Source organism: Sphingomonas sp. (assembly GCF_048595155.1).
Lineage (GTDB): Bacteria > Pseudomonadota > Alphaproteobacteria > Sphingomonadales > Sphingomonadaceae > Sphingomonas_I.
Window position 1 is genome coordinate 64,440 of sequence record NZ_JBMDXN010000074.1, and the last position, 25,955, is coordinate 90,394.

The following is a 25,955-nucleotide window of genomic DNA, read 5'->3' on the forward strand; positions in this document are numbered from 1 at the left end:
AATTGAAAGCAAGACACCGTTTCCAGAAGTTTACGGATCGCCGATGCGTCTCCCCGATTTCGATGCCTGGGCGATTTTCGCCAAGATCGCCCAAACGGGCTCGTTCGCGCGAGCCGCGAGCGAATTGCGCCTGTCGAAACCCACGGTATCGAAGGCCGTAGCGCGGCTGGAGCAGCGCTTGGGCGCCCCCCTTCTGCATCGCACATCCCGTCGGCTGTCGCTGACCGAAACCGGCAAGGCGGCGCTTACACGAGCAGCGCGGATCCTGGCGGAAGGCGAAGCGGCGGAGGCGGAGGCGTCGGATCAGGCCGATACGCCGCGGGGCATGGTGCGCATAGCCGCACCTATGTCGTTCGGGTTCGAACATCTGGCACCGGCCCTGCCCGAATTTCTGACCCAATATCCCGATGTCGATCTGGATCTGCAGCTGAGCGACGCGCTGGTCGACCTGATCGGGGACGGCTTCGATATCGCGCTGCGCATCGCGGCGCTGAGCGATTCCAGCCTGCGGGCGCGGCGCCTGTGTGCCATTCGCACCCCGATCGTGGCTGCCCCCGCCTATCTCGATCGCTACGGCCGGCCGCAGCATCCGCGCGAACTGGTCGATCACCAGACGATGATCTACACCGGCGTCGCCAATCCCGAGATCTGGCGGCTCCACCATCGGTCCGAGGGCGAATATGCCGTGCCGCTGCGGGGGCGGATTCGATCCAACAACGGCGATGCGTTCTTGCCGGCCTTATGTGCGGGTCATGGCATGGCGATGTTGCCCGATTTCATTGTCTGGCGGGGATTGGCCGAGGGAAAGTTGGAAGAAATTCTGCCGGACTGGTCGGCGCCCGCGATCGCGCTCAACCTGCTCACACCGCCCAATGCGCTGCGTCCGGCCCGCGTGCGCGTGCTGATCGACTATCTCGCCAAGCGCTTTGCCCAGGCACCATGGGCACGCACAAGCGAAGCCGGTTGACCCGCCTGGGGACGCGTGGAAAGCGGGGGAGATGGCTGATCCCGACTTGCTGACCGAAGCCGATGCCGCTGCCGAGCTTGAACGGCTGGCGGCCGAGATTGCGCATCATAACCGGCTGTATCATGATCAGGATGCGCCCGAGATTTCGGACGCCGAATATGACGCGCTGATGCAGCGCAACGCAGCGCTGGAGGCGCGCTTCCCAAGCCTGGTGCGGGAGGACAGCCCGTCGCGCAAAGTAGGAGCAACGCCGAGCGGCCCACTGGCGAAGGTGCGCCACGCGCGACCGATGCTGAGCCTGGACAATGGTTTTTCCGACGAGGATGTGCTGGATTTCGTCCAGCGCGTGCGCCGCTTCCTGCGCCTGGCCGACGACGCACCGGTTGCCCTGACGGCCGAGCCCAAGATTGACGGCCTGTCCTGCTCGCTGCGCTATGAGCAGCGTCGTCTGGTGCAAGCGGCGACCCGGGGGGACGGCACGATCGGGGAAGATGTCACCCCCAATATCGCCTTCGTGAAAGGTGTACCGCAGAGCCTGCCGGCCGGTGCGCCCGACATCTTCGAGGTACGGGGCGAGGTGTATATGGCGAAAGCCGACTTCGCCGCGCTGAACCAACGTCTGATCGAGGCGGCCCGGGAAGCGGGGGATGAAAGCAAGGCGCGGCAATTTGCCAATCCGCGCAATGCAGCGGCCGGTTCGTTGCGGCAGAAGGATGCGAAGGTCACCGCCACGCGCCCGCTGAGGTTCATCTTCCACGGGTGGGGTGAAGCGACGTCCTTGCCGGGAGAGACGCAAAGTGGGGTGATGGATGCGCTGGAGGCCTGGGGCTTTGGCACCACGCCGCTACGCGTGCGCTGCGAGGACGTGGCTGCGGCGCTCGCCCAATATCGTCGCATCGAGGCGCAGCGCGCGGACCTCGACTATGATATCGACGGCGTCGTCTATAAGGTCGATCGCCTGGATTGGCAGGATCGGCTGGGCCAGATCGGCCGGGCGCCGCGCTGGGCGCTCGCCCACAAATTCCCGGCGCAGCAGGCGCAGACCACGTTGCGCGCGATCGACATCCAGGTTGGTCGCACCGGCAAGCTGACGCCGGTGGCGCGACTGGAGCCGGTGACCGTCGGCGGCGTTGTCGTCACCAATGCGACCCTGCACAATGCGGACGAGATCGAGCGGCTGGGCGTACGGCCGGGCGACCGCGTCCTGATCCAGCGCGCGGGCGACGTAATCCCGCAGATCGTGGAGAATCTGACCCGCGAGGAGCAGCGCGCTGGCTGGACCTTCCCTACTCACTGCCCGGTCTGCGATTCGACGGTCGAGCGCGAAGAAGGCGAGGTCGATTACCGCTGCACCGGGGGCTTGATCTGCGCCGCACAGCGGGTCGAACGCCTGATCCATTTCTGCTCGCGCGGCGCGCTGGACATACGCGGGCTCGGCTTGCAGCAGATCGAGGACTTCTTTCACGACGGCCTGATCCATGCGCCCGCCGACATCTTCCGGTTGACCGAAGAGCAGCTACTGCCGCGCAAGAAGAAGGGGGATGTCTGGGCGGCGAACCTGCTCCAGGCGATCAACGAGAAGCGTCATCCCGACCCGGTGCGATTCCTGTTTGGCCTGGGCATCCGCCATGTTGGCGCGATCACCGCGCGCGATCTGGTGAAGGCGTTCGGAACGGTCGAGCGCATCGCCGAGGTTGCGACCGCGGCGCAGGACGATCCGCAGGCCCGCGCCGAGATCGAGGCGATATCCGGGGTCGGGCCGGCAGTGGCGGAAGCGCTGATCGATTTCTTTGCCGAACCGCATAATCGCGAGGCGTGGGACGATCTGTTGACGCAGGTGCATCCGCTGCCCTTCGCGAACGACGTGCGTCAATCCGCGGTCAGCGGAAAGACGGTGGTCTTCACGGGAACGCTGGAAACGATGAGCCGCGACGAGGCGAAGGCGCAGGCGGAACAGCTTGGCGCGCGCGTTTCCGGGTCGGTATCCGCGAAGACGGATTTGGTCGTTGCGGGCCCGGGGGCAGGCTCCAAGGAGAAGAAGGCCAAGGAATTGGGGGTTCGCGTGATCGACGAGGCCGGCTGGGTCGCGATCGTCGCTGGATCCGACGGTCTGGCCTGATCGCACGGATGATCGGCTGCCGAGGTCGTTTCGTCGCATGAACGATCGCCTCCGCATGCGTTCAGCGCGGATGCAGGGCGTCTCAGTGATCAGGCGTTCCCGGAACAGGAGTATCGTGCGATGAAAAAGCTGCTGCCGCTCACCTTGCTGGCTGCCAACCCTGCGATGGCGGACGTGACGACAACACCGATTTCGGGCACCGAACTGGACATCTCCGCAACGGGCAGCTCCACCCGGACGCCCGACCTGATGACGATCAGCGCCGGCGTGGTCACCCAGGCCAACAAAGCGGGCGAAGCCATGCGCACCAACGCCAACGCCATGGCCTCCACCGTCGCCGCGCTGAAGCGGGCGGGCGTGGCGGATAACGATATCCAGACCCAGGCGATCAATCTTCAGCCGCAATATCGCTATGCCGATAACGTGCCGCCGATCCTGATCGGCTATCAGGCGAGCAACCGCGTTTCGATCCGGCTGCGCGACCTGAAATCCGCCGGCAGCGTGCTGGATGCGCTGGTGGCGGCCGGTGCCAATCAGATCGAGGGGCCGACACTGAGCGTCGACCATCCCGAGGCAGCCTTGGACGAAGCGCGCTCCAAGGCGTTGGCGACGGCACGATCGCGTGCCGAGGTTTACGCCAAGGCCGCCGGGCTGCGGGTGCGGCGGATCGTGCGGATCAGCGAAAGCGAGAATAGCTCGCCACCGATCGTGCGGCCGATGGCGATGTCTTTGCGCAAGGCGGACAGCACCCCGGTCGAGGCGGGGGAGCAGGAACTGACGGTCACACTCTCGGTCGTGTTCGAACTGAATTAAGCGGACATGAAAAAGCCGCCACGCTTTCGCGTGACGGCCTTTTCCCAAAAGAAATCTGGTTAGCGGACCGAACCGCGACGGACCAGATTCACGATCGCGAGCAGAATGATCGCACCGACCAACGAAACCAAGAACGTGTAGAGCGTAATGGCTTGATTGATGGTGCCGCCATTGAAGATCAAACCTGCAATGAACGCGCCGACGATGCCGACGATGACGTTCAAGAAGATCCCCTGCTGCGCATCCGTGCGCATGATGATGCTTGCCAGCCAGCCGACGACGCCGCCGACGATAAGCCATACCAGAAATCCGATCATATTCTTCCCTCCTGTTCGCCGCCGCCGAACAGATACAATTTTACGGCGATCTGAGGTGGATACGCGCCGCTAGCCCGCTTTGTTCCGGTGCCGATGCACCGCGAGGCGCGCACGCCCGGAGAGTATTTTCCATATTGGCAGCAATCCGCTATGGGCAACCGATCGTGGATGATCTGTTTCAACTGGGAAGCGCGGCCAAGCGCAGGATCGTCGTCGCCATGTCGGGCGGCGTCGACAGTTCGGTCGTGGCCGCATTGGCGGCAGCAAGCGGCGCGGAGACGATCGGCGTCACGCTGCAACTTTACGATCATGGCGCCGCGGTTGGGCGCGCCGGCAGTTGTTGCGCGGGCAAGGATATCGCCGACGCGCAGGCGGTCGCCGAGCGGCTCGGCATCGCCCAGTATGTGTTCGATTACGAGAGCGCCTTTCGCGAAGCCGTGATCGATCGCTTCGCGGACGATTATGTCGCCGGCCGAACGCCGATCCCGTGCGTCCGCTGTAACCAGAGCGTGAAGTTCACCGATCTGTTCCGACTTGCAAGAGAGCTGGGCGCGGACTGTCTGGCAACCGGCCATTATGTCCGGCGTGTGGTCGGCCCCCATGGCGCCGAGCTGCACCGCGCGCTCGATCCCGCGCGCGACCAGAGCTATTTCCTGTTTGCGACAACGCGCGACCAGCTCGACTATCTGCGCTTTCCCCTTGGCGGCATGCCCAAGTCGCGCGTGCGAGAATTGGCGGCAGAGTACGGCCTGACGGTTGCAGCCAAGCCGGACAGTCAGGATATCTGCTTCGTGCCGGATGGCGATTATGGCGCCTTGGTGCGCAAGCTGCGCCCGGAAGCGGCGGCGGCCGGCGACATCGTCGATCTCTCCGGCCGCGTGATCGGCCAGCATCGCGGGATCACCGGGTTCACGGTTGGCCAGCGGCGCGGCATCGAGATCGGGGGCACGCCGGAACCGCTTTACGTGGTGCGGATCGAACCCGCAGAACGACGGCTGGTGGTAGGTCCGCGTCAGGCCCTGGCGGTGCGCGCCGCCCGCCTAAGTGACGTCAATTGGCTGGGAGGCTCGACCGGCGGCGCGTTGTCGGTGAAGGTGCGGTCGCTGGCCAAGCCGGTACCGGCGCACTTCGATGGTGAGATCGTCCACTTCGATGCGCCCGAATATGGCGTTGCGCCAGGCCAGGCCGCTGTCCTGTATGATGGCGATCGCGTGCTGGGCGGCGGCTGGATCGAACAGACGGTGGCGATGGAGCTGGAGGCCGCCTGAGGGCGGCGTTACAGCGTGAACCGCCCCTCGATGACGGTCACGCACTTTCCGCCAAGGATCACGCGATCGCCTTCGACAATGCAGGTCATGTGGCCGCCGCGGGCCGAGGCCTGGAAGGCAGTGAAGCGGTTGCGGCCGAGCTTCTCTGCCCAGTAAGGCGCCGTCACGGCATGGGCGGAGCCCGTCACCGGATCCTCATCGATACCAGCGCCGGGCGCAAAGGCGCGGCTGACGATGTCGGCCGTGTCGCCTTGAGCCGTCGCGATATACAGGATGTCGCCAACCGGGCGCAGCGCTGCAAAATCCGGGCTGAGGCTGCGTATCGCCGCCTCGTCCTCATAGACCAGCACCGAATATCCGCCCTCATGCCATAAGGTTTCGACCGGCACGGCGCCGATCGCCTGCGCGATTTCCGGCATCGGCTTGGGCACCGGCTTCCACGCCGGAAGCGACATCGCATAGCCGTCGCCGTCACGGCGGACCGTCAGGATGCCGGCCTTGCGCGTCCGGAACCGGATCTCCTCCCGATCGCCGATCAGGACGTGGGCGGTGGCGAGCGTCGCATGCCCGCACAGGGCGGCTTCGTTCGCAGGCGTGAACCAGCGCAGCTCGAAGTCGACATCGCCGATCGCCGGAATGGTGAAGGCGGTTTCCGACAGATTGTTTTCGGCGCCGATCGCTTGAAGCGTCGCATCATCCAGCCACGCCTCGAGCGGCATCACGGCGGCCGGGTTACCGCCGAACGCGCGATCGGAAAAAGCATCGACCTGGGTGAAGGGCAAGGTGGTCATGGGTAGAGCAATCCTTCTTGCCAGCCATCGGCGACACGCCGGAACAGCCTGCGTTCGTGCAGCCGATGCGGCCGATCCTGCCAGAATTCGATCGTCTGCGGTTCAACGCGGAAGCCGGACCAATGGGGCGGCCGTGGAACGTCCTGGCCGTCGAACCGGGCCTGAATCTCGGCGAAGCGCGCTTCGAACACCTCGCGCGAGGGCAAAGGCTGCGACTGATCGGACGCCCACGCACCCAGTTGCGAATCCCGCCCGCGCGTCGCGAAATAGGCGTCGGCTTCATCCTGCGACACTTCGCTGACGGGCCCTTCGATCCGGATCTGGCGGCGCAACGACTTCCAATGGAACAACAGGGCCGCCTTGGGACGGTCGATCAGCTCGCGCGCCTTCCGGCTCTGCAGATTGGTGTAGAAGACGAAGCCGCGCGCATCATGACCCTTCAGCAGCACCATGCGCGATGACGGCTGCCCGTCGGCGCCAACGCTGGCGACGGTCATGGCATTGGAGTCGTTGGGCTCGCTTGCACGCGCTTCGGCGTACCAGCTTTCGAACAGGGCGAAGGGATCCGTCACCATCAGCCGAACGCCTGCAGGCCGGTCTGGGCGCGGCCCAGGATCAAGGCATGGACGTCATGCGTGCCTTCATAGGTGTTCACCGTCTCCAGATTCTGGGCGTGGCGAATGACGTGATATTCCCCGGTGATACCGTTGCCGCCGTGCATGTCACGCGCCAATCGCGCGATATCCAAGGCCTTGCCGCAATTGTTGCGCTTGATCAGGCTGATCATTTCCGGCGCCATCTTGCCCTCGTCAAACAGCCGGCCGACGCGCAACGCCGCCTGCAGGCCAAGCGTGATTTCCGTCTGCATGTCGGCCAGCTTCTTCTGGACGAGCTGGGTCGCGGCCAGCGGCCGGCCGAACTGGCGCCGGTCGAGTGTATAGCGGCGGGCACGATGCCAGCAATCTTCAGCCGCGCCCATCACGCCCCAGCCGATGCCGTAGCGGGCGCGGTTGAGGCAGCCGAACGGGCCGCCCAATCCCTGCGCGTTGGGCAGGAGATGATCTTCCGGGACGTCGACGCCCTCCATCACGATCCCGCCGGTGACCGAGGCGCGCAGCGAAAGCTTCCCCTCGATCTTGGGGGCGCTCAGACCCTTCATGCCTTTTTCCAGCACAAAGCCGCGGATCTTGCCGTCATGCGCATCGGACTTGGCCCACACGACAAACACGTCGGCAATCGGCGAATTGGTGATCCAGATCTTTTCGCCGGTCAGCCGATAGCCGCCGTCGATCTTTTCGGCGCGTGTGCGCATGCCGGCCGGATCGGAGCCGGCTTCCGGCTCGGTCAGACCGAAGCAGCCGACCGTCTCGCCCGCGGCCAGCTTCGGCAGCCAACGCGCACGCTGCGCGTCGGAGCCGTAAGCGTGAATCGGGAACATCACGAGCGAGGACTGGACGCTCATCATCGAACGATAGCCTGAATCGACACGCTCAATCTCCCGTGCGACCAGGCCGTAGCTGACATAGGAGGCACCGACGCCGCCATATTGTTCGGGCAAGGTTACGCCGAGCAGACCGAGTTGGCCCATCTCGTCGAAGATTGCGCGGTCGGTATGCTCGTTCGCGTAGGCTTCCTGCACGCGTGGGGCGAGACGATCCTGCGCGTAGGCACGGGCCGTATCGCGGATCATCTTTTCTTCTTCGCCGAGCTGGTCTTCCAGCAACAGCGGGTCGTCCCATTGGAATACGCTACCGGCGGCCACGATCTCTGCTCCATCGACTGTCTGCGGAGACGTGGCAACATCCAAGGAGCCGTTCGTGTCGAGTAGGGTTCGCGCGCAGCCGAGAACCCGTATCGAGACATCCCTCGATATGCTGTCTCGACAGGCTCGACAGCTACTCGGGACGAACGGCGTACCAGCCGGACTGTCTACGCCTCCAATTCGATGTCCCAGTAAAGCCAGTCGCGCCAGGAGTCGTGCAGATAGTTTGGCGGGAAGCTGCGACCATTTTCCTGCAGCTGCCAGGATGTCGGCCGATAGGGCTGCTCATCCAACCGCATGCCGGCCTCGCGCGGCGTTCGTCCACCCTTGCGCAAATTGCAGGGTGCGCAGGCGGTGGAGACATTTTCCCACGTCGTGCGGCCGCCCTGCGCGCGGGGGACGACATGATCGAAGGTCAGATCACTCAGCGAGCCACAATATTGGCAGGAGAACCGATCCCGGAGGAACAGGTTGAACCGCGTAAAGGCGGGATGCGCCGATGGCCGCACATATTGCTTGAGCGCGATCACCGACGGGAGCTTGAGTGTATGCGTCGGGCTTCTCACCTCGCGTTCGTAGTGCGAAACGATGGCGACCCGATCGAGGAAGACCGCTTTGATCGCGGTCTGCCACGGCCAGATGGACAGCGGGTAATAAGACAGCGGCGTATAATCCGCGTTCAAGACCAGAGTGGGACACGAGTCCGGATGCCGAATAAGATCAGGATGATACATGGAACGACCAAGCCCTCCGCGTCGGCGGAGCGCACCGGCCAGGATCGTCACTCGGTCCCGTCGCACTCGGGAGGCAAGAGGCTGATTGCCGCTGCGTCTCCGTCGTCCTGCCGCCTGCCAGAGCAGCGTGACGTAAGCATGACACCATTGTCGCGACTCGCGGTCAAGCGCCGTTTTTACGGGAGGCAATGACTTTGCGCATTTCGCGGTTCGCACCCAGCCCCACCGGGCGCCTGCACCTGGGCCATGCTTATTCCGCCGTTCGGGCGCACGACCTTGCCCGCCATGCCGCCGGCCGCTTCCTGTTGCGGATCGAGGACATCGATAGGACGCGCAGCCGGGAAACCTTCGTCACCGGCATCGAGGAGGATCTCCGCTGGCTTGGGCTGACATGGGATGGCGAGGTGATCCGGCAATCGCGCCGGATGCCGGTATATGCTACCGCGCTGGAGCGGCTGAAGGACCAGGACCTGCTCTATCCCTGCTTCTGCACGCGTTCGGAGATCGCGGCCAGCGCCAGCGCACCGCATGGCCCGGAAGGTCAGGTCTATCCCGGCACCTGCCGCAGCCTGGACAGCGACGTGCGCGCCCGCCGGGCGGGGGAACCGCATTGCTGGAGGTTGGACATGGCGCGTGCCGTCGCCCGCGTCGGCCCGCTGCGGTGGCATGACGCCACGGCCGGCTGGATCGCGGCCGATCCGCTGCCGCAGGGCGACGTGGTGCTGGCGCGCAAGGAGACGCCGACATCCTATCATCTGGCCGTCGTGATCGACGATGCGGCGCAAGACGTGACCGATGTCGTGCGCGGGGTCGATCTGTCCGCGGCGACCCACGTCCATCGCCTGCTTCAGGCGCTGCTGGACCTGCCGACCCCGGCCTACCACCACCATCCGCTGCTGGTAGGCGCAGACGGTGCGCGGTTGGCCAAGCGGAATGGGGCCATGCCGCTCGCGACACTGCGCGCCGAGGGTGCCGACCCGGACAGATTGATCGCCTCGCTTCGAAGCGGGCGCGTCCCCATTGGCGTGGCGCCAGGCAAGGCCTAGATAGGGGTCATGACCATGCAAACCTTTCTGTTCATCCTCATCATCCTGTGCGCGATCGGCGCCCTGGTTTCGGTCGTGCGGGGTGTGATCGTGATGCTGAAAGCCAATCGCGACGAGGTGAACGGCCAGGGTGTCAGCACGTCGGGCCTGCAGCAGAACCGCATGATGTGGCGGCGCATCCAGTTCCAGGCGATCGCCGTCGTGCTGGCCGCTTTGTTCCTGATGATCGCCCGCGGCCACGCCGGCTAAGGCGATGGTCAAGCTCAACCGCATCTATACGCGCACCGGCGACGCCGGCAGCACCGGGCTGGTCGACGGATCGCGCGTCAGCAAGGCATCGCTGCGGATCGCCGCCATCGGCGATGTCGACGAGGCCAATTGTGCGATCGGGATTGCCGCGGCGAGCCTGAGCGCGGGACCGGAGCGCGAGATGCTGGCGCGCATCCAGAACGAGATGTTCGATCTCGGCGCCGATCTTGCGACGCCGGGGGAGGATTTCGCCCCGTCGGACATGACGCTGCGCATCACGGAAGCGCAGGTGGCGCGGCTGGAACATGAGATCGACCGGATGAACGACGCCTTGTCGGAGCTGACGTCTTTCATCCTGCCGGGTGGCTTGCCCGCCGCCGCCCAGCTTCATCTGGCCCGGGCCGTGACCCGCCGCGCCGAACGAACCGCGGTCGCGGCGGCGACCGAAGTGGCGCTCAATCCGCAAGCGCTGGCCTATATCAACCGGCTTTCGGATCATCTTTTCGTTCTCGCCAGGCTGCTGAATATGCAAGCGGGTGGCGACATATTGTGGAAGCCCGGCGCAACACGGGGTTGATTGAAGCGTTATCGTAACGATCTTAAAGGTAAAGGCGCCACGTCGGCGCTGGGCCAACGGGGGACATCGCCATGGCCGCGCGCGCTCAAGAGCTTGCTGAGGCATATCCACTCGAGACGGCGTTTCAGCGCACGCGCGATCTGTCGATCGACATCGCGGCGCCCTTGTCCGATGCCGACGCAACCATCCAGCCCTATCCCGACGCTTCGCCGGCCAAATGGCATCTGGCCCACACCACTTGGTTTTTCGAAACGTTCGTTTTGCGCGACCATGTCACCGGGCATCAGCCGTACGACCCCCATTATGCCTTCCTGTTCAACAGCTATTACGAGGCCGAAGGGGCACGCCATGCGCGCGACCGCCGCGGCATGCTGGCGCGTCCCAGCCTGGACGAGATCAAGGCCTGGCGTGCGGTCGTCGACGCGCAGCTGCTTGCCGCACTGCCCTCGCTAGCGCCGGCCGCCCAGGAACTGATCCGGCTCGGCATCAACCACGAACAGCAGCATCAGGAATTGATGCTGACCGACCTGCTGGCCAGCTTTGCCGCCAATCCGCTCGATCCGGCGGTTTGGGATCAGCCGCGCAACATACCCGTACCAATGCCGGCTCCGCTCGGTTGGATGGAGGGGCATGAGGGTCTGGTCGAGATCGGCCATGACGGCGACGGCTTCGCATTCGACGCGGAAGGCCCGCGCCACCGCGTCTATCTGGCGCCGCATGCGCTGGCAGACCGTCCGATCACCAATGCCGAGTGGCAGGGCTTCATCGCCGACGGCGGCTATCGCCGCCCGGACCTGTGGCTGTCCGATGGCTGGGCCTGGGTGAAGCGCGAGGGCGTCACGGCGCCGCTTTACTGGCGGATGGTGGAGGGACGATGGTTCGCCTTCGCGCTCGATGGACTGCACCCGGTCCATCCTGCCGCCCCGGTGACGCATATTAGCTATTATGAAGCGGATGCGTATGCGCGCTGGGCCGGCGCGCGCCTGCCGACGGAGGCGGAGTGGGAAAGCGCGGCGGCCGCGCTCGATCCGACCGCCGGAACCCAGCTCGATCGCGCCGGACCGGTCCGCCCGCGCGCCGCGCACTGGAGCAATTCCCCCGGGCAGATGTTCGGAGATGTGTGGCAATGGACCGCAAGCGCCTTCCTGCCCTATCCGGGCTTTTCCCCGGCCGCAGGTGCGGTCGGTGAATATAATGGCAAATTCATGAGCGGGCAGGCGGTGCTGAAGGGGGCGAGCTGCGCCACCCCGCGCGGCCACAGCCGCGCTTCCTACCGCAACTTTTTCTACCCCTGGCAACGCTGGCAATTCACCGGCATGCGGCTTGCGAAAGATCTGTAATGCTTCAGTCAGAGACGATCCTGGCGGAGCGTGATCTGCCCACGCCGCCGGAGGCGGACCCTGCCTTTCTGGCCGACGTGATCGAAGGCCTGTCGCAACGCAAGAAGGCCATCCCAGCCCGCTGGTTCTATGACCGGCGCGGCTCGGAATTGTTCGAAGAGATCACCGCGCTGCCGGAATATTATCCGACGCGCACCGAAAGCGGCCTGCTGGCGGCCCATAGCGTGGATGTCGGGCGGATCGCCGGCCCGGGCCGCGCCGTGGTGGAATTTGGATCGGGATCCTCGGTCAAGACCCCGCTGCTGCTCACCGCGATCGAGCCTTCGGCCCATGTGCCGATCGATATTTCCGGCGATTTTTTGCGCGAATCGGCGGCCGCCTTGTCCGGGCGCTTCCCCCAGCTTTCGGTTCTGCCGGTCGAAGCCAATTTCATGCAGCCTGTCGCCCTGCCGGCGGATATCGACGACCTTCCCAAGCTGGGCTTTTTCCCCGGATCGACGATCGGCAATCTGGTGCCGCGGTCGGGCGTGAACCTGCTGCGCGACATGATCGAGACGATGGGCGTCGGCGCGATGCTGCTGATCGGCATGGATCGGGTGAAGGAAACGGATATCCTGATCCGGGCCTATGACGACCGGGCCGGGGTGACAGCGGCGTTCAACCTCAACTTGCTGCACCGGATCAATCGCGAGCTGGATGGCGACATCCCGCTCGACGCATTCAAGCATCGCGCGATCTGGAACGACACCTGGTCCCGGATCGAGATGCACCTTGCGGCTACGCGCGATGTCAGCTTCATGATTGCAGGCCGGCATTTCGAAATGGGCGCGGACGAGACGATCCACACCGAAAATAGCCACAAATATACGCCACGCAGCGCCCGCCAGCTGCTCGCCGCCGGCGGATGGACCCCGGTGCGGGAATGGAGCGACGAGAAAGAGATGTTCTCGCTGATCCTGGCAGAGGCCCGGCCCGAGCCGATCGCGCCCTGAACGCACCCCTCTCGACACGAACAACATGGGAATCATGATGAAGGCCATAGGCGTAATCGGCGCGGGACAGATGGGCGCGGGGATCGCACAGGTTGCGGCGCAATCGGGCTATCGCGTGCTGCTGTCCGACATCGGCATCGCGCAGGCGGAGAAGGGAAAAGCCGGGATTGCCAAGCGCCTCGCCCGCGCGGCCGAGAAGGAACAGATCAGCACCGCCGATGCCGAGGCCGCAGCCGCCCGGATCGACCCGCAGGCCAACTATGACGCTTTTGCGGATGCGGAGATCGTGATCGAGGCCGCAACCGAGCGCGAGCAGATCAAGCGCGCCATCTTCACTGAAGTCGGCAAGGTGATGCGGCCCGACGCCGTTCTTGCCAGCAATACCTCCTCCATCCCGATCACGCGGCTGGCGCAGGCCGCACCGGATCCCACCCGCTTCATGGGGGTCCACTTCTTCAACCCGGTCCCCGTGATGAAGCCGATCGAGCTGATCCGCGGGCTGGCCACGTCGGAGGATACGGTCAGCCGGGTCGAAGCCTTTGCGAACAGCCTGGGCAAGACGGTCGTGCACGCCAATGACGCGCCCGGCTTCATCGTCAATCGCGTGCTGCTGCCGATGCTGAACGAGGCCATCTTCGCCTTGGGCGAGGGCGTCGCCGGCGTGCGCGATATCGATGCGGCGGTCAGCCTGGGCCTCAACCATCCGATGGGCCCGCTCACGCTGGCGGACTTCATCGGTCTCGACACCTGCCTGGAAATCGCGCGGGTGCTGTACGAGGGTACCGGAGATCCGAAATTCCGGCCCGCGCCCTTGCTGGTCAAATATGTCGATGCCGGCTGGCTGGGACGGAAGACGGGCCGCGGCTTTTACGATTATTCCGGGCCGGAGCCGGTGCCGACGCGCTAGACCGATCCGGTCGCCGGCAGCCTTCGCACTTTTTTGCATGACAGGCGCGCGCCATGCGTTAGGCAGTGCGGGGATGGAAAGACCGAAGCCCGCAATCCCCCGCTCCCTGTTCGTCTTCTCGCTCTTTTACGGCGGCATGGTCACGACCGCGGGCATATTGGGGGTGAAGCAGGTCGCCCTGGGGCCGCTGGCCGTGGAAGCGGGCATCTTCGCCTTCCTCCTGCTCGTGGTGATGGGCAGCGCCGTATCCGAACTGCACGGCCGCAAGACTGCCGATGCGATGGTGCGCTGGGGCTTCCTTCCGCTGATTTCGGCCGCATTGTTGATCCGGCTGGTGCTCGCCTTGCCGACCGATCCCGGCATGTATGCCCCCGCGGTTGAGGCCTTCCCGATCGTGGTGGGGCAAGGCGCCCGCATGATGGTGGCCGGGCTGATCGCTTATGGGACATCGCAGACGCTCAACGTCCTGATCTTCTCCAAGCTGGCCGCTGGCGCGGGCCGGCTCCTCTGGCTGCGCGGCATGGTGGCCAGCGTGGTGTCGCAGGTGGTCGACACGCTGATCTTCATCACCATTTCCTTCTATGGCGAACGGCCGATCCTGGCCCTGATGGGTGGGCAGATGCTGACCAAGGTACTGCTGTCGATCGTGTTGGTGCCGTGGCTGATCACATTGTTCGTCGCGATCGGGCGAAAACTGGACGCAGGCGCCACCCCCGCTTAAGGGCGCGCGCATGACCGATCACTCCGTCGATCCCGCTCTGCTGTTCAAGGCCGAAACGCTGGCCGAGGCGCTGCCTTATATGCAGCGCTACGCCGGCAGCACCTTTGTCGTAAAATATGGCGGCCACGCGATGGGCGATGCCGAGGCGGCGGAGGACTTCGCCGAGGATATCGTGCTTCTGAAAGCGGTCGGCATCAATCCGATCGTCGTCCATGGCGGCGGACCGCAGATCGGCGCGGCGCTGAAGGCACAAGGGATTGAGAGCCGCTTCGTCGACGGATTGCGGGTGACCGACGCGGCGACGATGAAGGTCGCGGAAATGGTCCTTTCCGGCGCGATCAACAAGGAGATCGTCTCCTGGATCGCAGCCGAAGGCGGCCGCGCGGTCGGCATCTCCGGCAAGGATGGCCGGCTGGTTACCGCCACCAAGGTGCAGGGCGCACAGGATCTTGGCTTTGTCGGCGAGCCGGACGATGTCGACACGCGCATCCTGGATACGATCAGCAAGGCCGGCATGATCCCGGTCGTGGCGCCGATCGGGGTCGGAACCGACGGCCAGACCTATAACATCAACGCCGACACCATGGCGGGTGCGCTCGCGATCGCGACCGGCGCCGAGCGCCTGTTCCTGCTGACGGACGTACCGGGCGTGCTCGACAAAAGCAAACGTCTGCTAAGCGATCTGACGCCGGCGGACATTGCCGGGCTCCAGACCGACGGCACGATCCACGGCGGCATGATCCCCAAATTGCAGACGTGCATCGATGCGGTCGAAGGTGGCGTCGATGCGGCGGTGATCCTTGACGGGCGGGTGCCGCATGCGATGCTGATTGAAATCTTTACGCGACAGGGTGCGGGCACGCTGGTGCGACGCGCCTGAGGGTGGCGCTAAGTGCCCCACTCGGCTAGGACAGTGACATGCTGATACTCACGCTCGTCCAGATCATCTCGCTGCTGCTCACCGTCCTGATGTGGATCATCATCATCCAGGCGGTGCTGTCGTGGCTGGTGGCCTTCAACGTGGTCAATACCCACAATGATTTCGTCCGACAGCTGCTGTACGGGCTGAGTCGGATCACCGAGCCGCTCTATGCGCCGATCCGGCGGATCATGCCGGATTTCGGCGCGCTCGACTTCTCGCCGCTGGTGGTTCTGCTGCTCATCCAGATCCTGCGGAGCACCGTCCTTCCCGCCATCGCCATCTCCGCCGCCTCGTGAGCGCGACCGTCATCGACGGCAAGGCCGCCGCCCAGAGCCTGCGCGCGCGTATCGCGGCGCTGGTCCCGGATTTCGTTGCCGCAGCCGGCCGCAAGCCCGGCCTGACGGTTGTCCTGGTCGGCGAGGATCCGGCGAGCGCCGTCTACGTCCGGTCCAAGGGCGTGGCGACCGAAGCCGCAGGCATGAAGAGCGACACGATCCGCCTGCCGGCCGAGACGACGCAGGACGAATTGCTGGACCTCGTCCGGTCGCTGAACGCCGATCACAGCGTCGACGGCATCCTCGTCCAGCTGCCGCTGCCCAAACAGATTGACGAGAATGCGGTGATCGCCGCGATCGATCCGGACAAGGATGTGGACGGCTTCCATCCGGTCAATGCCGGCCGGCTTGCGACCGGGCTGGCGGGTTTCGTGCCCTGCACCCCCTTGGGCTGCCTGATGCTGCTCAAGACGCAACTGGGCGATCTGACGGGCAAGGAGGCGGTGGTGATCGGCCGTTCCAATATCGTCGGCAAGCCGATGGCGCAGCTGTTGCTGGGGCAAAGCTGCACGGTGACGATCGCACATTCGCGGACACGCGATCTGCCGTCGATCGTCCGCCGCGCCGACATCGTCGTTGCCGCGGTTGGCCGCCCAGAAATGGTGAAGGCAGACTGGATCAAGCCCGGCGCGGCGGTGATCGACGTCGGCATCAACCGGATCGATGCGGGTGAAGGCAAGACCAAGCTGGTCGGCGATGTCGCCTTTCCGGAAGCGGCGGAGGTGGCCGGTGCGATCACCCCGGTGCCCGGCGGTGTTGGCCCGATGACGATCGCAGTCCTGTTGCGTAACACGCTTGTCGCCGCGCATCGCAATGCCGGCGTGCCGCTCGCTCCAGACGCGATATGATGCGGGCGGACGCGGCGGTGCGGCCGTGATCTCGCTCTTCCTCTCAGCCTTCGTGACCTTCTTCGTGGTCATCGATCCGCCGGGCTGTGCGCCGATCTTCGCCAGCCTGACGCGCGGCGGCAGCAATTCCTATCGCAAGTCGATGGCATTGCGCTCGGTCGGGCTCGCAGCCGTCGTGCTGATCCTGTTCGCGTTGGTGGGCGAACCGCTGCTCAAGACGCTTGGCATCAGCCTCGATGCGTTCCGCGTCGCCGGCGGGATCATGGTGTTTCTGATCGCACTGGAAATGGTGTTCGAGAAGCGTACCGAACGGCGCGAGGAGCGCGCGGAGGAAATCAATCGGCACCGCGCGCAGGAGGCGCTGACCGAGCCGGACGACATCTCGGTCTTCCCCATGGCTATCCCGATGCTGGCCGGGCCGGGATCGATCGCCACGGTCATGCTTGTCACCGCACATAATCATGGTCTGCAATTGGCGATTGTATTGAGCGCGCTTGCGGCCGTGTTGGTCATCAGCGCGATCGCATTGCTGGCGGCGGGCGCGATCATGCGGGTGCTCGGTGATAAGTTGGAAGCGATGATCACGCGCATCCTAGGCGTATTGCTGGCGGCGCTGGCGGCGCAATATGTGATCGATGGATTGAAGGCGAGCTTCGCCTGAACGGCACCGGCGCGTTCACGGAGGAATAGCGTGTTTTGCCCGGTACCGGGCGATCCGCCTCGGACGCGCACCGCTGCCCGCGATTGCCAAGGGCGCCAGGGCGGCACACAAAGACGCGGTGGAGCCCGCTATCGAGCCATTGGTGATCCGTTCATGCGGCGGCGCGTGGCGTGATGTGGTGCCGGTCTACAGTGCCTACCAGCTTGTCTTCAACGTGATCGGTCTTGCGTTTCTGATGGCGCTCTGGGCGTTCTTCGGCGTGTGGTGGCCGGTCATGCTCGTCCCCGCCTTGCTCGCTTGGGTATATCAATACAGGTTGCGACCTGCGCATGTGGACATTTCAGCTGGGCAGGCGGACCGGCTGATGACCTTGATGCGCGCGCAGAACATCTACGCCCGCTCCGACTGGGACGGGCGCTGGCGCGCGACGGGCCGGTCGGGGTGGGAGCCGTGGCCGCATTGCTATGTCGCGTTCGTGCCGCACCCGGAAGGCATGACGGTGACCGCTCCGCACAATGTCCTCGAGCGCCTCTGGCTGGACCTCGCGGTTGTGGAGGAGGATGGGCTGGAGGCGACGTTAAGGGATCATGCTGCACCGGAGGATGAGGAGGAGCCGGCCACCCCTCTGCCGTGGACGGCGCACGGACCGGGCGCTCTGATCGGCGCTTTCTGTATCGTGGCATGGCTGGCGCATCCCGGCCGCGGGATGGCAAGTTGGGGCGTGTCTGCACAGACATTGGCGCAGGGGCGGTTCCAGACGGTCCTCCTACACATGTTCGCGCATGGCAACCTGATACATCTCCTGCTGAATATGGTCGCGCTGGCGGCGTTCGGCGGCCCGCTGATGGTGCGGATGGGAACGGTCCCGCAAAACTGGTTGCGATTCCTGTCGCTGTTCCTGTGCAGCGGGCTGGCCGGTGCGGTTTGCTACCTCCTCTTTCACCCTTCCGGAGCGGTGCCGATGATCGGCGCCTCCGGCGCGCTTTATGGGGTGATCGGGTTGCTGATCCGAGCGCCGGCGGACCAGGCGCCGCTCTTGCCGCTCGGCTCGCCGCAGCTGCGGAAGCTCGCGTCGGACTTGATCAAAAGCAACGCGTTCCTGTGGGTTCTCCTCTCGATCCTCAGTGTCGGACCCGGCGGTGGCCTTGCCTGGGAAGCGCATATGGGCGGCTTCCTGTTCGGCCTGCTGATAGGCCCATTTTTCCTGCCGAACAGGCGGGATCGAGCCAAGCTGGCCGACGCAGCACAGCTCTGATCCGGGTATGGCCTAGTCGAAGTAAAAGGGGGAGCGCCTCGTCCAGACGGAGCGCGGATGCACGGTGTGGAGCAAGCGGAAGGCGCGATAGCCGACGCGATCATGCGTGTGGCCCCAATGAGCGATGCGGATCAGCCAGTAGAGTGCTTCGGAGGACCGCGGGTCGCGCGGATGCGCGCGGGCATAGTCGAGCAATGACGCCCAGACGGAGATACTGCCCGGCGGCAAATTCGCTTTGTCCTGCGCGGTGTAGAGCATCAGCCGCTGGCGCTCCGCCCGTGCGCGCGCCTGCTCGTCCGCGGCGAAGCGGGGCAGGCGCAAGGGGAAGCCCCCAACGCCGCAGAAGCTGCCGCATACGAGATCGGGATGCGCATCGTCGAACGCTGCATCGACCCAGAAATTATATTGCGCGGCATCGGGCGGGGCGACCGGCGCTATCGCTGGGCGCGGCAGGATCATCCAGTCCTGCCACACGCCTTGCCACTCGCGCACGCTACCTTCCGGCCGCTGATAGCCGGGAAGATCGGGCGACATTCCGGGTATCTTGGCGAGAATGAAGAATTCGGCGAAGCGTTTTGCCGGACCGGGCGGCGTGCGGCGGACGGCGAGCCAGTCCTGCCGGATCGCGGGCAGCAGAACCGCAAGCTGCGTTGCCAGCTGATCGATCGCGACATTGTCCTGCAATTGCACCGCACGCGCGAAATTGGTCAGCGCCAGATCGAGGCGGAATGCGCCTGCCACATGGCGGCCGGCGCTGATGCGGGTGCGCAGCGTCAGGCGGTCGAGTATGGCCTTGCTCTCAGGTCCAAGTGCGACCGGCTGGCGGTCCGAGCCGGCCCTGGCGAGAACGGTGTCGTAGATCCTTTTCGTACTGTCCGGGCAGTCGCGCGGATCTTCCGAACAGAAGACGCGACGCACGGCAAAGCGCAGCATATCGGGAAGATCCGTGGCAAGCTGCGTGCGCATTGCGAGGAAGAGGTTGCGGTCCGACGCGGTAAGATCCGATGCAAGCATTGCATCGACACGGGCGCGCAACGCCGCCGGGTCGGCGGTGGCGAACGTCAGTCGCATTTGATGATATTGCGCGGTGGTCCACGCTGGACTGGTCCGGGGGATTTGTGCGGCTGCGGCGGCAAGTGCCCCTGCCTGAGGATCGCCCGTTCTTACCAGCGTCAATGCCAGCACGAGCCAATGGCGCTTGCGCGTCGAGGTCCAACGCTCCGCAGCATGTGCCAGCGCAGGCGCGCGATCATTCGCGTGCAGGGTAGCGAACCAGTCGGCAAGATCGGGCCGGTCGGGAAGGCGGGCCGACAGGTTTACATAGTCGCGCAGGCCCTTCGCGATATCGAATACCGGCGTCTTGGCGTTCAGTTCTTCGTCCAGCTTCCGGAACAGAATCTCGGGACGGTAACGATAGGCCAGGGCTCGCACCATGCCATGGACCTGGCTGTGGCCATACATGCCGGCGCGCGCGCGAAGCGGCACGATCGCGGCTAGCGCGGCGGCATAGGCTTGCGGCGAGCGATGCCTGAGCGCCTCCCGATAGAGCGTCCGCGCGCGGAGATAGAGACCCCGCGACGCCCAAGGAGAGTCTGGGTCGCGCGCAATCGCCTGAAAACGACGCGATGCTTCCTCCGTCTGGCCTTTGTAGAGCGCAAACGCCGCTTCCTGATACGCGCGGTCGGCCTTGAGCCAGGGTGGCGCATCGGCAAGTGGTGCGGGGAGGACCGCCTTGGGATCGCTGCACGCGGCGAATACGGCATTCTGCGTGGCCAGCCACGCACGCACGGCGGGATTGGCGCCGCCAAAGCGCGCGGCCCGATCCTTCAGCGTGCTCGCGGCCGTGCTGAATGCGTCGGGGAAGCAATTGGGGATCTGAGTATAGTCCGGCCCTGGCAATTCCGTCGCGATCCAGGTCTTGGACGTGTCGGCACCCGGCACAAGGCGAATGGCCTCGGTCCACGCGACCATATCGTCCCAAGGCTTGTTGGGGTCGCCGATGTCGCAGCACGGGGCGTTCAATGCCGCTCCTGCGACAGGGCCGACGTCCAGTCCGTTCATCAGCCGCCATTGCAGATATAGGAGACTGTCTGACGCGGCGGGCAGGAACATGCCCATTTTCCCCCGATAGAGCCGGGCTTGCTCCTCCGGACTGCCGCCGTGACGGTCGATAAAGCTGTAGGGACCAAAATCCGCGCCCGAAGCGCGGACCGGTTGTGTCGCCAATAATGAAGCAACGATTGTCGTGAGGAGAGCGATCGCCAGACGCTTCACCGCCATGCCTCCACTACGTCCCACGCCTGACACACGATTGTGAACCGAAGAGATAGACGCGTCACCGGCGGTCGGAGACCACGAGGGCAGCGCGGCGGCGAGGATTGCGGAAATCGCGGCCCGCCACCAGCCTCTTTGTGCAAGCTCAGTCGAAGTAAAAAGGCGAGCGCTTTGCCCAGACCGAATGACGGTGCGCGCCGTGAAGCAGCTTGAACGCCTTATAGCCCACCCGATCGTGGGCATGGCCCCAGCGCGCAATTCGTATCAGCCAATAGCATGCTTCTGGTGCGCGTGGGTCGCGCGGATGAGCGCGGGCATAATCCAGTAAATAGGTCCAGGCGGATACGGCACCCAACGGCAGCCTGGTCTTGGTATCGTCCGTATAGAACAGCAAGCGAGCACGTTCGAGACGCGCCTGCGGCTGCACCGCCATTGCAAAACCGGGCAGGTGCAGCGGGAAACCGCTGAGCCCGCAAAAGGCGCCGCAGATGATGTCGGGATGGCCCATGTCGGGACTGATGCCCGATTCCCAAAGATTATATTGGTCTTCGCCCGGCGGCGCGGCCGGCACCGCCCTGGTTCGCGGCAAGATCATCCAGTCCCACCAGCCGCCCTGCCATTTACGCACAACGCCTTCTGGGCGGGTATAACCGGCAAAATCAGGGGACATTCCCGGGATCTTGGCGAGAATGAAGAATTCCGCGAAAAGCTTTGCCGGCCCTGGCCGCGTATTCCGGACCGTCAGCCAATCCTGACGGATGGCAGGAAGCAGCACCGCCAGATCGGCCGCGAGCCGATCGATCGCGACATTGTCCTGAAGCTGGACGGCGCGTCCAAAATTGGTGAGGGCCACATCCAGCCGGAACTGGGGTGCCATACCTGCGCCGGCTGCCATCCGGCTGCGCAATGGCAAGCGATCGAGGATCGCCTTCGTCTCCGACCCCAAGGCGACATAGTGGTTTCCCGGCGGTCGGGTCACCAACGAGGGATCGTGATCAAACCTTCTGTTGGCGGGGCAGGTGTCCGAATAATCAGGGCAAAAGACACGGCGGACCGCGTTCCGCATCATGTCGGGAAGGCCGGTCGCCAGCTGCGCGCGAAGGCCGAGGAACAGGTTGCGATCCGTACCGGACAGATCCGAAGCGAGCATGGCATCGACCCGCTTTCGCAAAGCGATCGGATCCGCGGTGGCAAGGGTCAGCCGGACGAGGTGATATTGCGCGGTGGTCCAGGCGGCACTGTTGCGCGGCACGCGCGCCGCCGCCGCGGCGAGCCCGGCCGCCTGCGGATCGCCCGGCCTGACCAGCGTCAGGGCGAGTACGAGCCAGTGGACTTTGCGGGTGGCCGTCCAACGCTGGCTTGCATGGACAAGTGCGACCGCGCGCTTCTGATTGTGGAGCGTCTCCAACCAGTCGGCGAGATCGGGGCGCATGGGCAGCCGCTCCGACAGATTGACATAATCGCGCAAACCTCGGGCGAGATCGTCGTCCGGCGCCTTCGCGTTGAGTTCCTGGTCGAGCTTCGCGAAGAGGGCCGCAGGCCGATACCGAAAGGCCAGCGCGTGCAGCATGCGCCGGACCTCGCCGTAACCGTAAGCGTCCGGTTTGGCTTGCAGCGGGGCGATCCCCGCGCGGGCTGCGGCATAGGCCTGGGGCGAGCGGTGGAGCAGGGCGGCATGAAACATGACCCGTGCGCTTAGGTAGAGACCGCGCGGCGCCCAGGGCGAGGTCGGATCGGCGGCAATGGCACGGAAGCGACGGAATGCTTCTTCCGTGCGGAGCTGGTACAGCGCGAATGCCGCTTCCTGATAGGCGCGATCGGCCATCAGCCACCTGGGCCCATTGGCGAGCGGGGCGGGCAAAGTGGCCTTGGGATCGCTGCACGCTGCGAACACCGCATTCTGGGTCGCCAGCCATGCGCGTACGGCTGGGCTGCGCCGCCCATAGCGCGCGGCACGTTCCGTCAGCGTCGCGGCGGCGCTAAGAAAGGCGTCGCCGAAGCAATTCTCTACCTCGCCATATTCGGTTCCGGGCCGATCCGTGGCGATCCAGGTTTCTGACGGTTTGACCCCGGTAACTTGGCCTACCGCGCTGAGCCATTTGTCGATGCTGTCCCCTGAATCCGGCCAGCCCCCGCTGGCGCAGCAGCGCCGATTGAGCGTGTCCGCAACAGCGGGATCGACGTCGAGGCCGTTCATGAGCCGCCACTGCAGATAGAGGCGTGCGTCCGACCCCGTCGGCAGCAGCACGCCCATATGGCCCCGATAGAGACGGGCGCGATCCGCTGCTTCACCGCCCCGATTATGGATGAAGCTGTACGGAAGCGGATCGGGACCCGACGCGTTTGCCGGTAGCGCGGCCAGCGCGAGCAGGACGAATGTCATGAGCGAAGCCGCCAGCCGCATCATTGCCACGCCTCCACCTCTCGCCGCACCGTATCAAACGAGCCTGCCTTCCAGCTCTGTGGACTGAAGAGGTATACGCGCCGTCCGCGCGGCGCCCGCGACACGGGTGAGTCGCTCGAGATCGCTAGAGCGGTGCGGCAGCGAGGATTACGGAAATCGCCCCCCGCCGCCAGTCTCTTCAGGATCGCGGGTCCATCGTCCTGCATGCGGAACAGCATGGGCACGATCTCGTCGACCGGCGCCTTCTCCAGCCAATTTTCCGACATGCACCAGGACGTGAGCGCGGTCATCGACAGCGTCGTCGATGCGGGGAGCGCCCGGCGCAAATCGGTCAGCGTATCCAGCAATACCTGCCGCTCCGACTGGCGAACCTCGAAGTCGAGCTGGACGCGGGGCGTTGGTATCACCGTTGCATAGTGACGCACGGCGGCGGCGAGCTTGGCACGCAGTTCCGGGTCCCAGCGCAGCGGTATGGCGTGATCAATCTGTACGTGCACCACGGCGGTTTGGGGCGGCCTCGCGCTTTTGAGCGGGAAGTAACGACCGCGTGCCTGTAGCTTTTCCCCCGACAGACCGATGAAGCCGGTCTGGACCGCGATCTCCGTATCCGGTGCGAAGCGGAGGTCCTCTGGCCGCTCCCACGCCCATAAGATCAGGTGCGAGGGCGGTGTCGCGCTTTGCTCGCGGCAGCCGCCGATCAACAGAACCGACATGAGCAGGAGGACGCGCACGGCAACAGCTTATCCTGCTCTGCCCTTACGCAAAGCGATATTGTTATGCGGCGGACGGCGTCTGAACTTCCTGCGCTAATCGATCCGCCGCCACAGCCGGTAGGGCGAATCCTTCGGCAGAGTCACGGGGGCCAGCCATTTCGGGATCTGGCCCTTCACCAGTTGGACGTAGAAGCCCTTAGGCGCCTCGCTGCCGTAGACGGTGGATTCCGACAGGCCAGGGCAGATCAGCAGCAGGCTGGCGCCATGCCGGCGCATCACCTCATGCGCGACTTCCGGATCGGTGGCGCGGAAGCTGTGCTGGATATCCAGGATGTCGCCGCCATTACGGTGATAGGGGCCGGCAATGGCGCTGTGGCGGGTCGTGGCGATCAGGCGCGGACCAAGATCGATGAAGGTCAGGATGGTCGCGGGCGGGAGCGCCCCGATGGGACGAAGCGCGGGCAAGGTCGGGCAGCGCCGGTTGGCCGCGTCGACGCGTTTGCGATAGGCCGGGCGCTGCTGGGGTATGTTCTGCACGATGATGCCGGCGAACGAACCGGACACGAACAGGAAGACGGCGACCGATCCGAACACGCGCACCAGAAGGTTGCGATGCACCAGCGTCCAGCGCAGCATATGCCATCCCAGCGCGGTCGCGCCAATCGTACCAAGCATCTGCGAGCCCGGTCCAGCGCGCGTCTGCCAGAAGAGCAGCAAGGCCGAGAAGAGCGAGAGCAAGGCGACGAGCGCCCAGGGAATCGCCTTGTCCGTGCCGCGCGCACGCCAGAAGGCCCAGGCCGAGCCAAGGACGCCGATGACGGACAGCGTCAGCGTGGGGAAAGCGATGCGCCAGCCATGCTGATAGAGCGGCTTGGCCTCCTTGATGTGGCTGAACCACAATTTGTAGAGTTCGGGCGAGAGGTTTTCAGGACGGCCGAGGCATTGCGGGAAGGCCAGTGCGAAGCCCCCGCAGATGGCCGCGCCACCCACCAGCGCCGCGAGGATCCGCAGCCAGCGCTGCCGGAAGGGCAACGACCCGAATGCCACGGCCAACCCGCCGGTAACCAGCAAGGTCGACAGATAAACGGGCGTGAGCGCATCGCACAGCAGCTGGCGGTTGTCGTAGGATGCGAACACGGCATAGCCGAACGCCGCGCCGGCAGCGAGGCTGAGCCCATAGCCGCGCAGGCGATCGGCCTGATCCTGCTCGATCACCCACCACAACACGATCAGGGCGCCCGCCACCGCGAGATAGGGCAGCAATTCCAGCCCGATCGTGAGCGAGAAGGCGGTCGCGAGGCCAGCGGTGAGACCACCGCGCAGCTTGCGCCGATCGGCCATGCCGGCAACGGTCACGATCAGGCTGGCCAGCTGCCAGCCATGATGATCGATGCGCAACGGCATCCACATCAGCATGGTGGTATTGGCGCACACCAGGATCGCACCCGCCAGTAGAAATGCCCAGCGGTCCACCAGGCGGCGCGCGGTCAGCATCATACCGTACAAGCCAGCACCCAATGCGAGCATGGGCGCGATCGCGCAGGACCAGCGCGCGGCATCCTGCCAGCCCAGGATGGGTCGCAGGATCAGCATCAATCCGGCGATCGGCAGATCCACCAGCCGCGACCAATGGACCGAGATCCCATTGGGCGGATCGATCCGGTGCTGGCGCAAATCGTACCAGCCCTGCCCGTCCAGCAGGGCACGGACCTGCGCGAAACGCAGATTGTCGTCGGTGTCGCTCAGCGCGAACCAGTGGATCGCGTTCCACTTGTAATAGAGCATATAGGCGGCCGTCGCCGCCCAGAAGAGCAGGAACCAGCGGCGCCAATGTGCGGGCTTGTCGAAGCCCCGAACCCAGTTTTCGCCGATCACCACACTTCCCTCGCCGCTGGCGGCGCTCTACGAGCCCGTTGGGAAAGAGCAAAGGGCTGTATTTC

25 protein-coding genes are annotated in these 25,955 nt (G+C 65.0%); 16 read left to right on the top strand and 9 right to left on the bottom strand.

Annotated features, from left to right (window positions below; translation table 11 throughout):
- Positions 1-43: 43 nt before the first annotated feature.
- The 3 genes from ACOJSI_RS11850 to ACOJSI_RS11860 all read left to right on the top strand — a co-directional run bounded on the left by ACOJSI_RS11850 (position 44) and on the right by ACOJSI_RS11860 (position 3,899).
- Positions 44-967 carry a LysR family transcriptional regulator gene (locus tag ACOJSI_RS11850; RefSeq protein WP_420138496.1) on the top strand — a complete coding sequence of 308 codons (924 nt, stop codon included), beginning with the start codon at positions 44-46 and terminating at the stop codon, positions 965-967.
- Between the two features lie 46 nt (positions 968-1,013).
- Entirely contained in the window at positions 1,014-3,086 is a 2,073-nt protein-coding gene (gene ligA / locus ACOJSI_RS11855) for an NAD-dependent DNA ligase LigA (RefSeq protein ID WP_420138616.1), read from the top strand.
- 120 nt (positions 3,087-3,206) lie between these two features.
- Positions 3,207-3,899, top strand: a complete 693-nt coding sequence (locus tag ACOJSI_RS11860; protein ID WP_420138497.1) for an SIMPL domain-containing protein — start codon at positions 3,207-3,209, stop codon at positions 3,897-3,899.
- Between the two features lie 59 nt (positions 3,900-3,958).
- Here ACOJSI_RS11860 and ACOJSI_RS11865 read toward each other — a convergent pair whose 3' ends face one another.
- Positions 3,959-4,213 (bottom strand): GlsB/YeaQ/YmgE family stress response membrane protein, encoded by a 255-nt coding sequence (locus ACOJSI_RS11865; RefSeq protein ID WP_420138617.1) that lies wholly within the window; start codon positions 4,211-4,213, stop codon positions 3,959-3,961.
- A gap of 164 nt (positions 4,214-4,377) precedes the next feature.
- On the opposite strand from ACOJSI_RS11865, the gene mnmA reads away from it, so the two are divergent.
- Positions 4,378-5,484 carry a tRNA 2-thiouridine(34) synthase MnmA gene (gene mnmA, locus ACOJSI_RS11870; protein WP_420138618.1) on the top strand — a complete coding sequence of 369 codons (1,107 nt, stop codon included), beginning with the start codon at positions 4,378-4,380 and terminating at the stop codon, positions 5,482-5,484.
- Positions 5,485-5,492: 8 nt separating this feature from the next.
- On the opposite strand, the gene ACOJSI_RS11875 is transcribed toward mnmA, so the two are convergent.
- From ACOJSI_RS11875 to ACOJSI_RS11890, 4 genes are all read right to left on the bottom strand, one after another.
- A complete protein-coding gene (locus tag ACOJSI_RS11875; protein WP_420138498.1) occupies positions 5,493-6,275 on the bottom strand; it encodes a PhzF family phenazine biosynthesis protein in 783 nt (260 codons plus the stop codon).
- Positions 6,272-6,850 (bottom strand): pyridoxamine 5'-phosphate oxidase, encoded by a 579-nt coding sequence (gene pdxH / locus ACOJSI_RS11880; RefSeq protein WP_420138499.1) that lies wholly within the window; start codon positions 6,848-6,850, stop codon positions 6,272-6,274. The genes ACOJSI_RS11875 and pdxH overlap by 4 nt, the downstream gene beginning before the upstream one ends.
- Positions 6,850-8,037, bottom strand: a complete 1,188-nt coding sequence (locus tag ACOJSI_RS11885) for an acyl-CoA dehydrogenase (RefSeq protein WP_420138500.1) — start codon at positions 8,035-8,037, stop codon at positions 6,850-6,852. Before ACOJSI_RS11885 ends, pdxH begins: the two co-directional genes overlap by 1 nt.
- Before the next feature lie 167 nt (positions 8,038-8,204).
- Positions 8,205-8,771, bottom strand: coding sequence for an HNH endonuclease (locus ACOJSI_RS11890; RefSeq protein ID WP_420138501.1), 567 nt, complete (start codon positions 8,769-8,771; stop codon positions 8,205-8,207).
- Positions 8,772-8,959: 188 nt separating this feature from the next.
- Here ACOJSI_RS11890 and gluQRS point away from each other — a divergent pair, with 188 nt between their 5' ends.
- The 12 genes from gluQRS (at position 8,960) to ACOJSI_RS11950 (ending at position 18,624) form a co-directional block, all read left to right on the top strand.
- A complete protein-coding gene (gene gluQRS, locus ACOJSI_RS11895) occupies positions 8,960-9,817 on the top strand; it encodes a tRNA glutamyl-Q(34) synthetase GluQRS (RefSeq protein WP_420138502.1) in 858 nt (285 codons plus the stop codon).
- A 9-nt stretch (positions 9,818-9,826) separates the two neighbouring features.
- The gene (locus ACOJSI_RS11900; RefSeq protein WP_420138503.1) at positions 9,827-10,066 is read left to right on the top strand and encodes a hypothetical protein; all 240 of its coding nucleotides are present in this window, start codon (positions 9,827-9,829) and stop codon (positions 10,064-10,066) included.
- 4 nt (positions 10,067-10,070) lie between these two features.
- Positions 10,071-10,643 (top strand): cob(I)yrinic acid a,c-diamide adenosyltransferase, encoded by a 573-nt coding sequence (locus tag ACOJSI_RS11905; RefSeq protein ID WP_420138504.1) that lies wholly within the window; start codon positions 10,071-10,073, stop codon positions 10,641-10,643.
- A gap of 71 nt (positions 10,644-10,714) precedes the next feature.
- Positions 10,715-11,983: an ergothioneine biosynthesis protein EgtB gene (gene egtB / locus ACOJSI_RS11910; protein ID WP_420138505.1), complete on the top strand. Its 1,269-nt coding sequence runs from the start codon at positions 10,715-10,717 to the stop codon at positions 11,981-11,983.
- Positions 11,983-12,975 carry an L-histidine N(alpha)-methyltransferase gene (gene egtD / locus ACOJSI_RS11915; protein ID WP_420138506.1) on the top strand — a complete coding sequence of 331 codons (993 nt, stop codon included), beginning with the start codon at positions 11,983-11,985 and terminating at the stop codon, positions 12,973-12,975. Before egtB ends, egtD begins: the two co-directional genes overlap by 1 nt.
- Positions 12,976-13,012: 37 nt before the next feature.
- Entirely contained in the window at positions 13,013-13,882 is an 870-nt protein-coding gene (locus ACOJSI_RS11920; protein ID WP_420138619.1) for a 3-hydroxybutyryl-CoA dehydrogenase, read from the top strand.
- A gap of 73 nt (positions 13,883-13,955) precedes the next feature.
- Complete coding sequence (locus tag ACOJSI_RS11925) at positions 13,956-14,603, top strand: queuosine precursor transporter (protein ID WP_420138507.1); 648 nt, start codon at positions 13,956-13,958, stop codon at positions 14,601-14,603.
- 10 nt (positions 14,604-14,613) lie between these two features.
- Complete coding sequence (argB, locus tag ACOJSI_RS11930; protein WP_420138508.1) at positions 14,614-15,483, top strand: acetylglutamate kinase; 870 nt, start codon at positions 14,614-14,616, stop codon at positions 15,481-15,483.
- A 38-nt stretch (positions 15,484-15,521) separates the two neighbouring features.
- On the top strand, positions 15,522-15,821 hold the full coding sequence (locus ACOJSI_RS11935; RefSeq protein ID WP_420138509.1) for a YggT family protein: 300 nt from the start codon (positions 15,522-15,524) through the stop codon (positions 15,819-15,821).
- Positions 15,818-16,708 carry a bifunctional methylenetetrahydrofolate dehydrogenase/methenyltetrahydrofolate cyclohydrolase FolD gene (gene folD / locus ACOJSI_RS11940; RefSeq protein WP_420138510.1) on the top strand — a complete coding sequence of 297 codons (891 nt, stop codon included), beginning with the start codon at positions 15,818-15,820 and terminating at the stop codon, positions 16,706-16,708. The genes ACOJSI_RS11935 and folD overlap by 4 nt, the downstream gene beginning before the upstream one ends.
- A 25-nt stretch (positions 16,709-16,733) precedes the next feature.
- The gene (locus ACOJSI_RS11945; protein ID WP_420138620.1) at positions 16,734-17,369 is read left to right on the top strand and encodes a MarC family protein; all 636 of its coding nucleotides are present in this window, start codon (positions 16,734-16,736) and stop codon (positions 17,367-17,369) included.
- Positions 17,370-17,511: 142 nt separating this feature from the next.
- A complete protein-coding gene (locus ACOJSI_RS11950) occupies positions 17,512-18,624 on the top strand; it encodes a rhomboid family intramembrane serine protease (protein ID WP_420138511.1) in 1,113 nt (370 codons plus the stop codon).
- 12 nt (positions 18,625-18,636) lie between these two features.
- Here ACOJSI_RS11950 and ACOJSI_RS11955 read toward each other — a convergent pair whose 3' ends face one another.
- The 4 genes from ACOJSI_RS11955 to ACOJSI_RS11970 form a co-directional block, all read right to left on the bottom strand.
- A complete protein-coding gene (locus ACOJSI_RS11955; RefSeq protein ID WP_420138512.1) occupies positions 18,637-20,904 on the bottom strand; it encodes a hypothetical protein in 2,268 nt (755 codons plus the stop codon).
- A gap of 139 nt (positions 20,905-21,043) precedes the next feature.
- Positions 21,044-23,305, bottom strand: a complete 2,262-nt coding sequence (locus ACOJSI_RS11960) for a hypothetical protein (protein ID WP_420138513.1) — start codon at positions 23,303-23,305, stop codon at positions 21,044-21,046.
- Positions 23,302-24,033: a hypothetical protein gene (locus ACOJSI_RS11965; RefSeq protein ID WP_420138514.1), complete on the bottom strand. Its 732-nt coding sequence runs from the start codon at positions 24,031-24,033 to the stop codon at positions 23,302-23,304. Before ACOJSI_RS11965 ends, ACOJSI_RS11960 begins: the two co-directional genes overlap by 4 nt.
- Positions 24,034-24,108: 75 nt before the next feature.
- Entirely contained in the window at positions 24,109-25,890 is a 1,782-nt protein-coding gene (locus ACOJSI_RS11970; RefSeq protein WP_420138515.1) for an AcrB/AcrD/AcrF family protein, read from the bottom strand.
- Between the last annotated feature and the right edge of the window lie 65 nt (positions 25,891-25,955).

Coding starts and splice junctions, on each gene's coding strand:
- egtB (WP_420138505.1), top strand. CDS start 10,715: ATGGCCGCGCGCGCTCAAGAGCTTGCTGAGGCATATCCACTCGAGACG.
- ACOJSI_RS11900 (WP_420138503.1), top strand. CDS start 9,827: ATGACCATGCAAACCTTTCTGTTCATCCTCATCATCCTGTGCGCGATC.
- ACOJSI_RS11920 (WP_420138619.1), top strand. CDS start 13,013: ATGAAGGCCATAGGCGTAATCGGCGCGGGACAGATGGGCGCGGGGATC.
- ACOJSI_RS11960 (WP_420138513.1), bottom strand. CDS start 23,305: ATGATGCGGCTGGCGGCTTCGCTCATGACATTCGTCCTGCTCGCGCTG.
- pdxH (WP_420138499.1), bottom strand. CDS start 6,850: ATGGTGACGGATCCCTTCGCCCTGTTCGAAAGCTGGTACGCCGAAGCG.
- gluQRS (WP_420138502.1), top strand. CDS start 8,960: ATGACTTTGCGCATTTCGCGGTTCGCACCCAGCCCCACCGGGCGCCTG.
- ACOJSI_RS11905 (WP_420138504.1), top strand. CDS start 10,071: ATGGTCAAGCTCAACCGCATCTATACGCGCACCGGCGACGCCGGCAGC.
- ACOJSI_RS11875 (WP_420138498.1), bottom strand. CDS start 6,275: ATGACCACCTTGCCCTTCACCCAGGTCGATGCTTTTTCCGATCGCGCG.
- egtD (WP_420138506.1), top strand. CDS start 11,983: ATGCTTCAGTCAGAGACGATCCTGGCGGAGCGTGATCTGCCCACGCCG.
- ACOJSI_RS11935 (WP_420138509.1), top strand. CDS start 15,522: ATGCTGATACTCACGCTCGTCCAGATCATCTCGCTGCTGCTCACCGTC.
- argB (WP_420138508.1), top strand. CDS start 14,614: ATGACCGATCACTCCGTCGATCCCGCTCTGCTGTTCAAGGCCGAAACG.
- ACOJSI_RS11890 (WP_420138501.1), bottom strand. CDS start 8,771: ATGTATCATCCTGATCTTATTCGGCATCCGGACTCGTGTCCCACTCTG.
- ACOJSI_RS11850 (WP_420138496.1), top strand. CDS start 44: ATGCGTCTCCCCGATTTCGATGCCTGGGCGATTTTCGCCAAGATCGCC.
- ACOJSI_RS11860 (WP_420138497.1), top strand. CDS start 3,207: ATGAAAAAGCTGCTGCCGCTCACCTTGCTGGCTGCCAACCCTGCGATG.
- ACOJSI_RS11925 (WP_420138507.1), top strand. CDS start 13,956: ATGGAAAGACCGAAGCCCGCAATCCCCCGCTCCCTGTTCGTCTTCTCG.
- ACOJSI_RS11955 (WP_420138512.1), bottom strand. CDS start 20,904: ATGGCGGTGAAGCGTCTGGCGATCGCTCTCCTCACGACAATCGTTGCT.